Here is a 12,585-nt window from a genome sequence, read left to right on the forward strand (position 1 = left end):
CGTCACACCTAGCTGACGTCCTGGTACTGCGGGACGATCAGAACCGGTCGCTCGGTGTGGGCGACGACGGCGGACGCGACGCTGCCCTGCAGATGTCCGAGAAGACCGCTGCGGCGGTGCGGCCCGAGCACGATGACGCTGGCGTCGTGATCGTCGGCGGCGGCGACGATGCCCTTCCACGTCGGGGAGGCCTCCACCGCCACGCTCTGCGCCGCGAAGCCGGCCTCGCGTGCCAGCTCTGCACCGTGGGCGGCCGTCCGCTCGGCGGCGCGTCGCACCTCGGTGGCCCGGTCGGCGTCGAAGTGCTGCGAATCGGAGGGGGTGAAGCCGACGTCGACCGGCTGCCAGACGCAGACGACCAACGCCTCCCGCCCGGTTCCCAGCCGGGCCGCGGCCTGCGTGATGGCGAAGTCGGCCAGATCGGTGCCGTCGTAGGCGATCAGCACCATGCCGTGCGGATCCACGGCCGCGGCCTCGTCGGGCTCCGCGGCGGTGACGGTGGCGGCCCGCTGAGGCGCGATCGTCTCCACGGATCGGATGCGTGCCAGCAGGGGTGGTGAGTACCAGGCGGGGTCGTCGCCGTCGAGGAACTCGTCGAGGTCGGGTTTCTGCGGTCGCGCGCCGCTCAACGCGTAGACGGCCACGCCGAAGACGGCGCCGCCGACCGCGAGGCCGAAGCCGATCCACAGCGCGTAGCGGGTACCGATTCCGAGATCGGTCGACACCGTCAGCGCGAAGTGGGCCAGGATCGGGGCCACCATGAACGCGGCCACCGCGCGGAACAGTTCGATGATCGCGAAGACGCGCTGCAGGCTGTTCGACTGCAGCGAGAAGCCGGCGACGAACAGTGCAGGCGCGACGGTGGCACCGAGGGCCAGCCCCGTCAATCCCGCGGCGACCAGCACCAGGGGCTGGTTGGCGGGCAGGGCGAACTGGAAGACGAGGATGCCCGCCGCGAGGAGCACCATCCCGACGAGCGGCAGGTAGTGCATCGCGCGTCGAGTGATCACGATCCCGAAGACCACGGCCATCACCACGGCGCCACCGAGTTCGGGCAGGTACAGCAATCCGACGTGGACGGGGCTGTAGGTCTGCAGCAGCACGTTGGCCGTCAGGGCCGTCGCCGCCACCGAGGCTGCCGCCGCGAACAGTGCGACGCCGACGCCGGCGACGGGAATCGAGCTGGTGAGCATGGTGCGGACGGTGAGAAGTGGCCGGCGCGAACGGAATTGGTAGACCACCAGCACGACGATCAGGGCGAGGCCGCCGAACATCGGCACGGTCACCGCGGCGTCCCCGAAGCCGTGGCTGGTCAGCTGCGAGGCGCCGACGAACGCTGCGGCGCAACCGACGGCCGCGAGCCCGATGGCGCGAAGGTCACGCGGCGCGTCGAGGTCGGCCGGCGGGGCGTCCTCGAACGTCAGCGCGGCCATGACCAGGGCCAGCATCGCGATTCCGGCGATGATCCAGAAGAGCGGTCGCCACGCGTGGGACTCGGCCTGCGCGCCGCCGATGAACGGGCCGAGCGCGACGGCACCGAACACGCACATGTTCATGATGACGGCGGTGTTCCGGAGCTTCTCCTTCGGGAAGCCGATCGTCAGAGGCGGCGCCGCGGCGATGAGCAGCATGCTGGTGGCCAGCCCCTGCAGGACGTGCCCGCCGATGAACATGCCGGGGTTGACCGCCGCGGCGGCCACCACCGAACCGACCGCCAGCACCACCGCGTAGGCGAGCAGCATCCGGCGCTGCGGAAGGTGCTGGGCGAACTGCACGGCCAGCACCGTGCCCACGGCGTACGCGGCGTTGCCCAGCCCAGAGCTCAGGCTCATCGTCTGAACGCTCATGTGGAGTTGCTCGGTGATGATCGGCACCAGGGGGTCGATCGCGGCGGAGAGCGCCAAGTACGGGATCAGGGCGAGGATGACCATGGCGGCCACGGCGGGATAGCGCCCGGCGAGGGGACCTTGGCGCATCAGCGCGGTCCGCGGTGATCGGACGGAATCGAGGCAGGCACGTACTTCTCCAAGTTCTTTCCGGCGGGGTTTCTTCCCGCCGCAACGGTGTTCTCGCGACCGGCTGTTCGCACCCGAAGCACCATCGATCCCGGCTCAACCTGATAGTGACCCTATCTAACGTTCGCGCTCGAGGGCCATTCGTCGAGGGGGTCGGGGGGAATAGCACGTCGCACGGGTGGTGTTCTGGGACCTGACACCGACAGATGAGGGAACTCGTGAAATTTGGCATTGCCACGTTCGTCACAGACGACGGCATCGACCCGGTCTCGCTGGCCACGGCCATCGAGGACAGGGGCTTCGACGCGCTGGTCGTGGCCGAGCACACCCACATCCCAGCCAGCCGGGAGTCGGCGTATCCGTCCGGCGGCGAGCTGCCCGACGTCTACTACAAGACGCTGGACCCCTTCGTCACCCTCGCGGCCGCCGCGGCGGTGACCTCGCGGATCGAGCTCTTCACCGGAATCGCCCTGCTGATCCAGCGCGATCCGATCACCACCGCGAAGGAAGCCGCCAGCATCGACCTGATCTCGGGCGGCCGCTTCGTGTTCGGCGTCGGCGCCGGTTGGAACATCGAGGAACTTCGCGACCACGGCACCGATCCGAAGACCCGCGGCGCCTTGCTCGACGAACGCATCGAGGCCATCAAGGCGCTGTGGACCGACGAGCCAGCCGAATACCACGGCAGGTTCGTCGACTTCGACGCCTCATTCAGTCGGCCCAAGCCCGTCCAGAAGCCGCACCCGCCGATCTTCATCGGCGGCAACTCCGACGCCACCGTCAAGCGCGTCATCCGCCACGACGCGGGCTGGATCTCCAATCCGTTTCCGGTCGACGTGCTCTCGTCGCGTGTCCAGCAGATGCGCGACGGCTCCGGTCGCGACGTCCCGCTGGCGATGTTTGGCACGCCGGTCGACGCGGACTACTGGCGGGCCGTGGACGACCTCGGCTTCGGACAGGTGGCGCTGATGCTGCCGTCGGTACCGCGCGACGAAACGCTTCGCCTGCTCGACGAGTACGCCGCCAAGGTGGCCGACTACCGCGGCTAGTCGAAAGGCGAGGTTTTCGGCCACACCGCCCACGGCGTCGACGGCGGTGCCTAGGCTCGGGTGGAGGACCGCGGGCGCAACGGAGAGCCTGCTGCCAACACCGCGGCTCTGGTAGGGAAAGCCATGAGTGGCAACCGAATTGTCGTGTACAAGGGCCCCGGCCAGGTGGCCGTCGAGACGATCGACTACCCCAAGCTCGAAGTCCCCGAAGAAGTAGCCAGCGCGATGGGGATGAGCCGCAAGGCCGACCACGCCGTCATCCTCAAATGCGTGTCGACCAACATCTGCGGCTCTGATCAGCACATGGTCCGGGGCCGCACCACCGCCCCGGTGGGCCAGACCCTGGGCCACGAGATCACCGGCGAAATCGTCGAAAAGGGTTCCGACGTACAGTTTCTCGAGATTGGCGACATCTGCTCGGTGCCGTTCAACATCGCCTGCGGCCGGTGCCGGAACTGCCGCGAGGGGCAAACCGGGGTGTGCCTCAACGTCAACCCCGCGCGCGCCGGGTCGGCCTACGGCTACGTCGACATGGGTGGCTGGCTGGGTGGCCAGGCCGACTACGTCATGGTTCCGTTCGCCGACTTCAACCTGCTGAAGTTCCCCGACCGCGACGCGGCGTTGGCGAAGATTCGCGATCTCACCATGCTGTCGGACATCTTCCCGACCGGGTACCACGGCGCGAAGACGGCGGGCGTCACCACCGGTTCGACGGTGTACGTCGCCGGTGCCGGGCCCGTGGGCTTGGCGGCCGCGTACTCGGCGCAACTGCTCGGCGCTGCCGTGGTCATCGTCGGCGACCTGAACGCAGACCGGCTCAGGCAGGCCGAATCATTCGGGTGCGCAACGGTTGACGTCAGCGCAGACGCCTCGCTGGAGGACCAGGTCGCCGAGATTCTCGGCACCAATGAGGTCGACTGCGCCGTGGACGCCGTCGGATTCGAGGCCAGCGGGCACGGGCAGGGCGCGGGTGAGCAACCCGCCGCAGTCCTCAACTCGATCATGGGTCTGACCCGGGCCGGCGGCTCGCTCGGGATCCCCGGCCTGTACGTCACCGGCGACCCCGGCGCCGCCGACGCCGACGCCAAGGAGGGCACCCTCAAGGTCCGGCTCGGCCTGGGCTGGGCCAAGAGCCACAGCCTGGCCACCGGGCAGTGTCCGGTGCTGAAGTACAACCGCGGACTGATGATGAGCATCCTGCACGACAAGGCGCACATCGCCGACGCGGTGAACGCCACCGTGATCACCCTCGACGACGCGCCGCGTGGGTACGCCGAATTCGACTCCGGCGTCGCCGAGAAGTTCGTCCTGGACCCACACGGGATGGTGCCCACGGCCTGACCCGGGAGCGGCACCTATGGTCGAACGGTGACGATCACCTACGACGAGGCGCTGCGCGAGCGAGTTCGGGGCAATCTGGCGAGTCACCGCCGTCGAGAGGTGGTCGACCCCTCGAAGCGGCACGCGGCCGTGGCGGTGGTGCTCGTCGATTCCGAGCTCGGCGAGGACAGGGTGGACCCGGCGCCCGTCGACGACTGGATCGACGGGCGACCGATGGACCCCGGCCTCGACGGCCGCATGGTCGACGTGTCCGGCGGCGCTGCATTTCTGTTGTGTCGCAGGGCGTCTCGGCTGCGCGCGCACGCCGCGCAATGGGCGCTGCCCGGCGGCCGCCTCGACGAGGGGGAGACCGTCGTCGACGCCGCCCTGCGGGAACTGGAGGAGGAGGTCGGCGTCGAGTTGCCGGCGGCGTCGGTGCTCGGTCTGCTCGACGACTATCCGACCCGGTCGGGCTACGTGATCACCCCGGTGGTCCTCTGGGCTGGCGGACGGGGCGACCTGCGCCCCTCGCCCGACGAGGTGGTGGCCGTCTACCGGGTGGGGCTGCATCAGCTGCAGCGCACCGACTCCCCGCGCTTCGTCGACATTCCGGAGAGCCCACGGCCGGTGGTGCAGATGCCGTTGGGCAACGATCTGATCCACGCCCCCACCGGCGCGGTGCTGCTGCAGTTTCGCTGGCTGTGTCTGGAGGGGCGCGACGATCCGGTCGACCAACTGGAGCAACCGGTGTTCGCGTGGAAGTAGGCCCGCCGCTAGCGGCGTAGTAGGTGGTGCAGCCGGGCAGCCTCGCGCGTGAGGTGGTTGCGCTCGGCGAGGTTCGGCGCGTTCGCCGCGGCCTGGACGTAGAGCCGCGCCGCCGTCTCGAGGTCGCCGTCGTGTTCGTGCAGGAAGGCGGCCGCCGCGGCGTGACGCGGCACGGTCTCCTCGACGTCGGCGAGGGCGGCGAGTCCCGCGCGCGGGCCGTCCGCCTGCCCGATCGCGACGGCACGGTTCAGCCGGACGACGGGGCTGTCGGTGAGCGCCAGCAACTCGTCGTACCACTCGACGATCTGCACCCAGTCGGTCTCGGAGACGGTGCGGGCGTCGGCGTGCAACGCCGCGATTGCCGCCTGTGCCTGATAGGGCCCGAGCGTGTCGCGGACCAATGCGGCCTGGAGCAGGTCGACGCCCTCGGCGATCAGATCCGTCCGCCACCGGGTGCGGTCCTGGGCGGCCAGCGGGATGAGGCTGCCGTCGGCCCCTAGGCGGGCGTCGCGCCGGGCGTGGTGCAGCAGCATCAGCGCCAGCAGGCCGCTGATCTCGGGGTCGTCGGTCACCCGGGCCAGCTGCCTGGTGAGTCGGATGGCCTCGGCCGCCAGGTCGACGTCGCCGGAGTGGCCCTCGTTGAAGACGAGGTACAGCGTGAGCAGAACCGTCCGGAGGTCGCCGGGCTGGTTGAGGCGGAGGTCGGCGACGGTGCGCTTGGCCCGGCTGATGCGCTGCGCCATCGTGGCCTCCGGAACCAGGTAGGCCGCCGCGATCTGCCGGGTGGTCAGGCCGCCGACCGCGCGCAGGGTCAGCGCGACCGCCGAGGCGGAGGTCAACGACGGGTGCGCACACAGGAAGTACAGGGCCAAGGTGTCGTCGGTGGTCTCCGTGGCGCCCGGCGCCGGCTCGGCGAGCAGTCGGTGTTCCCGGTTCCGGCGGGCGACGTCGGAGCGGACGAGGTCGAGGAACTTCCGCCACGCCACGGTGACCAGCCACGCCGTGGGATCCGACGGGGGATGAGACGGCCACCTGCCCAGCGCCGCGACGAGCGCTTCCTGAACGGCGTCCTCGGCCGTCGCGAAGTCGGCTCCGCGACGGACGAGGATGCCCAGCACCGCGGGCACCAGCTCCCGCAGTGCGGCGTCGTCGACCCCGGTGGTCACTCGGTGACCGTGGGCGGAGGCGCGGGAAGGAACGGCCTGAGCTCCAGCCACTCGTGGAGCGGCTCGCCGTGGCGGCCCGGCGCGGCCGACAATTCGCCGGCGAGGTCGAGCGCCCGCTGATGGCTGTCCACGTCGATCACCATCCAACCTGCGATCAGGTCCTTGGTCTCGGGGAACGGGCCGTCGGTGACGGGTGGGCGCCCCGGGCCGTCGTAGCGGACGAACGTCCCTTCGGGGGACAGCCCCTGGGCGTCGACGAACTCGCCGGACTGTCGAAGCTTGTCCGCGAAGTCATGCATGTACTGCACGTGGGCGTCGATCTCCGTGGGCGTCCACTGGTCCATCGGGGCGAAGGGGCGGTCGGTGGGGATGCTGGAACTGCGGTAGTGCTTGAGCATCAGGTACTTGGCCATGACGGTCTCCTTCGGTGCGTTGCGGCCCATTCTGGCCGCCTCACTCCCGAGACGGTGCCGCACCGGAATTCTCGACATTCCCGCCCGGAAAGTCTTGGACTGCGCCGATCTGCCTCTCAGTCCCATCTCAGACGGCGAAGGCACCGTGGAGTCAACACTCGTTTGCCCGACTCACGAAGGTATGACCCTCCATGACGAATTACCCGCAGTACCCAATGCAGCCATCCGGTCGTCGACCGGGCGCCGAACGCGGTGCGAGACAACCCCATCCGATCCATCCTCCACGGGGCGACCATCGGCAGCCCTATGACTGGCGCTACGCCAGCCACCCGGAGGCCGCCGCCGACACGGCGCCGATGGCCGCCGTGTCGTCGCACCGCAAGCGCTCGCGCGTCGGCGCGATGGTGACCGGCGTCGCCGCCGTCGCCGTGGTGTCGGCGGGTGTCGGTGCGGTGGTGATGACCAGTCAGCACGACGAATCCGCCGAGAGCGGTCTCGCGACGGCACTGGCCACCGCGCCCAAGCAGGTGCCGGCGGCCCAGCCCCAGGCCGGTCTGCCCACCGGCTCCGTCGAGGCGGTGGCGGCGAAGGTGCTGCCCAGCGTCGTGCAACTGCAGATCGACATGGGCGGGCAGAGCGAAGAGGGATCCGGCGTCGTCCTCGATCCGAACGGGCTGATCCTGACCAACAACCACGTGGTGGCGGCCTTGGCGGGCGCGGGCGACGGTCCGGGTGCCCAGGTCACTCCGAGTGGGCAGGAGGTTCCGGGTCCGCAGGCATTGAAGGCGACGGTCACGCTGTCCGACGGGCGCACCGCGCCGTTCAGCGTGGTCGGTGCGGATCCGTCCAGCGACATCGCCGTTGTTCGCGCGCAGGGACTTTCGGGTCTGACCCCAATCACCCTCGGCTCGTCGAAGGACCTGAAGGTCGGCCAGAACGTCGTCGCGGTCGGTTCGCCGTTGGGGTTGTCGGGCACCGTGACGACCGGCATCGTCAGCGCGCTCGACCGTCCCGTGTCCACCGCGGGCGAGGGACAGAACCAGAACACCGTGCTCGACGCCATTCAGACCGACGCGGCCATCAACCCCGGCAACTCGGGCGGCGCGCTGGTGAACATGAATGGTGAACTGATCGGGGTGAACTCCGCGATCGCCTCCCTCGGCGGTGGTCAGGGTTCGTCCGGTGGGCAGAGCGGCTCGATCGGCCTCGGCTTCGCCATCCCGGTCGACCAGGCCAAGCGCATCGCCACCGAGCTCGCCTCCACCGGCACCGCCACCCATGCGTCGCTGGGCGTGCAGTTGAGCAACGACGCGAACGCGCCAGGCGCGGCCATCGCGCAGGTGGTCGACGGCGGACCCGCGGCGACCGCGGGCGTACCGGACGGCGTGGTGGTCACCAAGCTGGACGGTCGCGTCGTCGACGGCGCCGAGGCGCTCGTGGCCGCCGTGCGGTCGAAGGCTCCCGGTGACCAGGTCACGTTGACGTACGAGGATCCGTCCGGTTCCAGCCAGACGAAACAGGTCACGCTCGGCACGGCCCAGCAATAGTCGCCCCGACCTTCTCGAGATGGCCGAGTTGGACTTCAGAGTCCAAACAAGGGGCTACAGTTGGACGATGCCGCCCTCCTCGAACGACGTGACGCGGCCCAGGCTCACCTCCCGTGGCGTCGCCACCCGAAATCGCATCGTGCAGGCGGCGGCCGAGCTGATGCACGTGCGTGGGGTGGCGGCGACCACGATCGACGAAGTCCTGGCGTCCAGCGCGACGAGCAAGTCGCAGTTCTACCAACACTTCGACGACAAGACCGATCTGGTGTACGACGTCATCAGCGTTCGCGCCGACGAGATCCTGTCGTGGCAGCGGCTGCGACTGGAGAAGGTCGACTCGTTTCGGGGCCTGAATCACTGGCGGGACGCCATGGTGCAGCGCTGCGCGCTGCGGCGGGGCCTGTGGGGGTGTGAGCTCGGGTCGCTCGCGGCCGAACTGTCCGACAGCGACGACAAGGCACGCGAATCCCTCGCGGCGCACTTCGCCGAATGGCAGGGGCTGCTGGCGGCCGCGCTGGAGCGGATGCGTGACACGGGCGCGCTGCGGTCCGACGTCGACGCGCCCACCCTTGCCACCGGACTGTTGGCGGCGGTCGAGGGCGGTTACCTGCTGTCGCAGACCGCGCACGACCCGCGGCTCATGCAGACCGCGTTGGACTCGGCGATCGCCTACATCAGGACGTTCCAACCCGTGGGCGCAGAACGCGACTAACGATTGGGACCAGCGGGTCCAACACGAGCGAGGCGGGCCAGTCGTCGACTGGCCCGCCTCGCGTCGTCCTGATGAAGGGACTCGTGCTACCTATCCGATGTGGTTGGTGCCGGGAACGCCGGTCGGCGCGGGCGGCGCCTTGACCGGCGGGCTGAACGAGTTGCCACCGGTGGGGTTGATGCTCTTCTCGGTCGGCGTGGCCGACGGTGCGGTGGTCGTGGTCTCCGTGGTGCTCGACGGGCTGGGCTTCTCGCTGCGCGGTCAGCGCCCCCATGGAGACGAGCGCCGCGATGCCGAGGCCGGCCGCCACGCGGCGAGTGGTGCGACTAGACATGAGGCAGTCCTATCCGGGTTCTGAAGATCGACGGATCAGTTGTGGGTGCCGGGGATGGCCGTGGGGGCCGGCGGCGCCTTGACGGGCGGCGTGAAGAGGTTGCCACCGGTGGGGTTGATGCTCTTCTCGGTCGGCGTGGCCGACGGTGCGGTGGTCGTGGTCTCCGTGGTGCTCGACGGGCTGGGCTTCTCGCTGCCGCAAGCGGTCAGCGCTCCCATGGAGATGAAGGCAGCAACGCCGAGGCCCGCGGCCACGCGACGGGTGAGACGACTATTCATGCGGGAATCCTATCTTTGCTACCTGGAAATCGCTGACGATACGTGAACTGAACTCTATCGTCCAGAACGGTGTCGCGTCAAGGCGATGCCCGACTCGGCAGTGCGGCGGCCGCGCGGGCAAAACGCTCTGTTCACGGGCACCGTCCGATGATGGAGCCGGCAGGCGGCGGCACATTGGCAACAGGACTTGTCGGTCCAGAGTACGGGCCTCGGCAGTCGGCGTCCACGCCGCGATCGGGAGCTCCTCTCGGCATCGCATGTAACACCGGGCGGCCGGGAGAGCGATCAACCGACTGACGCGGCTACGGGGCTACCTCCGCCGCCGCCAGGGTCTTAAGGGGTTGTCGTCATGTTTCGTCGTGTGGGATTGGCCGTTCTCGTCGCAGGAACCACGTTCGCCGGAGTCGCCACCGGCACGGCCGGCGCCGCAGCCGGGTGCGGTGACTTTCACTGGCTCGGCGCCGCGGGTTCGGGTCAGCGCGACGGTGCCGGCTTGACGGCCAACGGGGGCATGGGCCCCGTGGTGTACCAGTCGTTCCAGCAGTTGCAGTCCGAGTTGGCCGCCTCGGGGCAGACGATCACCGCCGAAGCCGTCCAGTACCCCGCGGCACCCGTCCCGCTCAACGGCGGCATCGGCGGCTGGATGGGGTTCATGGACAGCGTGAAGGCGGGCACCGACGCCGCCGCCAAGCAGTTCGAGGCGTTCACCGAGCGGTGCCCGACGACCAAGGTGGTGCTCGCCGGCTACTCGCAGGGCGCCATGGTGATCCACCGCAACCTGCACGACCTCGCCGACGACCCGCACGTGGCGGCGGCACTGCTCATCGCCGACGGCGACCGGCTGCCCACCGACACCACGGTCAACCTGGGTTCGACTGCGGTGGTGCCCAGCGTGGGCAAGGGCGTCGCCCAGGAACATTCCTTCCTGGCGTCGGCTCCCACCTCGGAGCTGCCACCGGAGATGGGTGCGCGCACGGTCAGCGTCTGCGACGTCGGCGACCCGGTCTGCGACGCCGACCCCGATGCCGACTCCGACGATGCGCTGTCACCGGCCGCCCTTGCGATCCACACCTCCTACGCCCCCACGAGCAGCGGCGCACATGCCTGGGGCGCACCGCTGTATCAGCTGGTGGCGAATGCCGCCGTCGAGCCGTCCTCGGCAACGGGGCTGGCCGCGCCCGTCAGATGATCGGGTCGTCGTCCGGCCGGACGAGCCTCAACCACCGGTAGCCGTATGGATCGAGGCTGAGCTCCGTACGGCCCGAGCCGTCGAGGGGATGCTCGGTGAGCCCGTCGAGCAGGCTCACCAACACCGATCCCGAGGGCGCATCCGCGAGTTCGACCGGCACCAGGGCGCCGTCTGCGCCAAAGTTGTGCAGTGCCACCATCTGCCAGCCCGACTGCTCCTCGCGGCACACGTGGGCCAACACCGATCGATGGGGTTGTTCCAGCACCTCGACGGTCGACCAGCCGATCTGCGGCTGCTGGCGGTAGGTGTAGACGAGGTCGCGGATGAACCACCAAAACGAGTGGTGGTCGCGGCGTTGTGCGGCGACGTTGACGCGATCGGGGCCGAACAGACCGTCGGGAAGGGGTCTGGTGAGCCGCCGCTTCGCCGCCGTCGAGAAGCCGCCGTTGGCGCCACCCGTCCACTGCATGGGGCTGCGGACTGCCAATCGCCCTGGGATGTCGAGGTTTTCGCCCATTCCGATCTCCTCACCGTAGAACAGCACGGGACTGCCCGGCGTGGAGAAGGCCAGTGAGTACACCATCCGCATCCGACGCTCGTCACCGCCGACCATGGTCGGCAACCGTCGCCGGAGACCGCGGTCGTAGAGCTGCATGTCGGGGTCGGGGCCAAAGGCGTCGAAGACCTCCTGGCGTTCGGCGTCGCTCAGCTTGTCCAGGGTCAGCTCGTCGTGATTGCGCACGAAGTTGGCCCACTGGCTGGTGATGTCGAGGGTGGGGCGCTGACGCATCGCCTTGGCCAACGGGCGCGCGTCGCCGCGGGCGAGTGAGAGGTAGACGTTCTGCATTCCGATGAAGTCGAACTGCATGTTGAGTCCGTCGCCGTCGGGGCCACCGAAGAACTTCTTCTGGTCCTCGTAGGCGACGTTGACCTCGCCGAGGAGCACGGCGTCGCCGACCCGGCGGGTGACGAAGTTGCGGACGTCGCCGAGGTATTCGAACGGGTCGAAGGAGCCCGGCTCGCCGGGAACGGAATCCCTGGCGAACAGGAAGGGGACCGCGTCGATCCGGAACCCGGAGACGCCGAGTTCGAGCCAGAACCCCAGCGTCCGCGAAATCTCCTCCTGGACCTTGGGATTGGCGATGTTGAGGTCGGGCTGGTGCTTGTAGAAGTGGTGTAGATACCACTGGTTGGTCTTGGGATCGAGCTCCCAGATGCTGTCCTCCTGGTCGGGGAAGACCACGTCCTTGGGATCGGACTTCGGCTCGGTCGCACTCCACACGTAGTAGTCGCGGTACGGGTCGTCGACGCTTCGGCGAGCGGACTTGAACCAGGGATGCGCGTCGGAGGTGTGGTTCATGACGAAGTCGACGATCACCCGGATGCCCGCCGCCCGGGCGGTACGCACCAATTCGACGAAGTCGCCGAGGTTGCCCAACCGCGGGTCGACGCCGAAGAAGTCGACGATGTCGTACCCGTCGTCCTTCTGGGCCGTCGGATAGAACGGCATCAACCACAGGCACGTCACGCCCAGATCGGCGAGGTACTCGACGCGATCGGCCATCCCGCGGATGTCGCCGGTCCCGTCACCGTTGGAGTCGTAGAACGTCTCGACGTCCGCACAGTAGAAGACGGCGTTCTTCCACCACAGGTCGCCGCTGTCGATGCTCCTCATGCGTCGTGCCGCAGCTGCGCTGGACTGACGTGCTCGTTGGAGCGGGGGAAGGCGATGACCGTCATGCCGGACGGCATACCCGTTCTTCCGCAGCCTTACGTCCGCGTCAGATTTGCGGTCGT

General features: G+C 69.0%; 12 protein-coding genes. 7 read left to right on the plus strand and 5 right to left on the minus strand.

Annotated features, from left to right (window positions below; genetic code table 11):
* Nucleotides 1-8 precede the first annotated feature (8 nt).
* Nucleotides 9-1,976, minus strand: a complete 1,968-nt coding sequence (locus tag H7J06_RS27900; protein WP_264042677.1) for an MFS transporter — start codon at nucleotides 1,974-1,976, stop codon at nucleotides 9-11.
* 257 nt (nucleotides 1,977-2,233) lie between these two features.
* Between H7J06_RS27900 and H7J06_RS27905 the strand changes: the two genes are divergently transcribed.
* From H7J06_RS27905 to H7J06_RS27915, 3 genes are all read left to right on the plus strand, one after another.
* Nucleotides 2,234-3,064 (plus strand): LLM class F420-dependent oxidoreductase, encoded by an 831-nt coding sequence (locus H7J06_RS27905; RefSeq protein WP_264042678.1) that lies wholly within the window; start codon nucleotides 2,234-2,236, stop codon nucleotides 3,062-3,064.
* A gap of 123 nt (nucleotides 3,065-3,187) precedes the next feature.
* On the plus strand, nucleotides 3,188-4,405 hold the full coding sequence (gene fdhA, locus H7J06_RS27910) for a formaldehyde dehydrogenase, glutathione-independent (protein ID WP_264042679.1): 1,218 nt from the start codon (nucleotides 3,188-3,190) through the stop codon (nucleotides 4,403-4,405).
* 27 nt (nucleotides 4,406-4,432) lie between these two features.
* Nucleotides 4,433-5,149 carry an NUDIX hydrolase gene (locus tag H7J06_RS27915; protein ID WP_264042681.1) on the plus strand — a complete coding sequence of 239 codons (717 nt, stop codon included), beginning with the start codon at nucleotides 4,433-4,435 and terminating at the stop codon, nucleotides 5,147-5,149.
* Between the two features lie 8 nt (nucleotides 5,150-5,157).
* Here H7J06_RS27915 and H7J06_RS27920 read toward each other — a convergent pair whose 3' ends face one another.
* Nucleotides 5,158-6,315 carry an RNA polymerase sigma factor gene (locus tag H7J06_RS27920; RefSeq protein ID WP_264042682.1) on the minus strand — a complete coding sequence of 386 codons (1,158 nt, stop codon included), beginning with the start codon at nucleotides 6,313-6,315 and terminating at the stop codon, nucleotides 5,158-5,160.
* Nucleotides 6,312-6,728 (minus strand): YciI family protein, encoded by a 417-nt coding sequence (locus H7J06_RS27925; RefSeq protein ID WP_264042683.1) that lies wholly within the window; start codon nucleotides 6,726-6,728, stop codon nucleotides 6,312-6,314. The genes H7J06_RS27920 and H7J06_RS27925 overlap by 4 nt, the downstream gene beginning before the upstream one ends.
* Nucleotides 6,729-6,919: 191 nt before the next feature.
* On the opposite strand from H7J06_RS27925, the gene H7J06_RS27930 reads away from it, so the two are divergent.
* From H7J06_RS27930 to H7J06_RS32495, 3 genes are all read left to right on the plus strand, one after another.
* The gene (locus H7J06_RS27930; RefSeq protein ID WP_264042684.1) at nucleotides 6,920-8,275 is read left to right on the plus strand and encodes a S1C family serine protease; all 1,356 of its coding nucleotides are present in this window, start codon (nucleotides 6,920-6,922) and stop codon (nucleotides 8,273-8,275) included.
* Between the two features lie 67 nt (nucleotides 8,276-8,342).
* Nucleotides 8,343-8,987 carry a TetR/AcrR family transcriptional regulator gene (locus tag H7J06_RS27935; protein WP_264042685.1) on the plus strand — a complete coding sequence of 215 codons (645 nt, stop codon included), beginning with the start codon at nucleotides 8,343-8,345 and terminating at the stop codon, nucleotides 8,985-8,987.
* Between the two features lie 106 nt (nucleotides 8,988-9,093).
* On the plus strand, nucleotides 9,094-9,345 hold the full coding sequence (locus tag H7J06_RS32495) for a hypothetical protein (protein ID WP_308205842.1): 252 nt from the start codon (nucleotides 9,094-9,096) through the stop codon (nucleotides 9,343-9,345).
* An 11-nt stretch (nucleotides 9,346-9,356) separates the two neighbouring features.
* Here the strand turns inward: H7J06_RS32495 and H7J06_RS27945 are convergent, their stop codons facing one another.
* Nucleotides 9,357-9,599 (minus strand): hypothetical protein, encoded by a 243-nt coding sequence (locus H7J06_RS27945; protein WP_264042686.1) that lies wholly within the window; start codon nucleotides 9,597-9,599, stop codon nucleotides 9,357-9,359.
* A gap of 349 nt (nucleotides 9,600-9,948) precedes the next feature.
* On the opposite strand from H7J06_RS27945, the gene H7J06_RS27950 reads away from it, so the two are divergent.
* A complete protein-coding gene (locus H7J06_RS27950) occupies nucleotides 9,949-10,788 on the plus strand; it encodes a cutinase family protein (RefSeq protein WP_264042687.1) in 840 nt (279 codons plus the stop codon).
* On the opposite strand, the gene H7J06_RS27955 is transcribed toward H7J06_RS27950, so the two are convergent.
* Nucleotides 10,781-12,463, minus strand: a complete 1,683-nt coding sequence (locus tag H7J06_RS27955) for an alpha-amylase family protein (RefSeq protein WP_264042688.1) — start codon at nucleotides 12,461-12,463, stop codon at nucleotides 10,781-10,783. The genes H7J06_RS27950 and H7J06_RS27955 overlap by 8 nt on opposite strands.
* Nucleotides 12,464-12,585 lie beyond the last annotated feature (122 nt).

Origin of the sequence: Mycolicibacterium hodleri (assembly GCF_025822245.1) — a bacterium.
GTDB lineage: Bacteria > Actinomycetota > Actinomycetes > Mycobacteriales > Mycobacteriaceae > Mycobacterium > Mycobacterium hodleri.

What these genes read in the sequence shown, in the direction of transcription:
- H7J06_RS27930 (WP_264042684.1), top strand. Translation starts at nt 6,920, where the DNA reads ATGACGAATTACCCGCAGTACCCAATGCAGCCATCCGGTCGTCGACCG.
- H7J06_RS27935 (WP_264042685.1), top strand. Translation starts at nt 8,343, where the DNA reads ATGCCGCCCTCCTCGAACGACGTGACGCGGCCCAGGCTCACCTCCCGT.
- H7J06_RS27950 (WP_264042687.1), top strand. Translation starts at nt 9,949, where the DNA reads ATGTTTCGTCGTGTGGGATTGGCCGTTCTCGTCGCAGGAACCACGTTC.
- fdhA (WP_264042679.1), top strand. Translation starts at nt 3,188, where the DNA reads ATGAGTGGCAACCGAATTGTCGTGTACAAGGGCCCCGGCCAGGTGGCC.
- H7J06_RS27955 (WP_264042688.1), bottom strand. Translation starts at nt 12,463, where the DNA reads ATGAGGAGCATCGACAGCGGCGACCTGTGGTGGAAGAACGCCGTCTTC.
- H7J06_RS27945 (WP_264042686.1), bottom strand. Translation starts at nt 9,599, where the DNA reads ATGAATAGTCGTCTCACCCGTCGCGTGGCCGCGGGCCTCGGCGTTGCT.
- H7J06_RS27925 (WP_264042683.1), bottom strand. Translation starts at nt 6,728, where the DNA reads ATGGCCAAGTACCTGATGCTCAAGCACTACCGCAGTTCCAGCATCCCC.
- H7J06_RS27900 (WP_264042677.1), bottom strand. Translation starts at nt 1,976, where the DNA reads ATGCGCCAAGGTCCCCTCGCCGGGCGCTATCCCGCCGTGGCCGCCATG.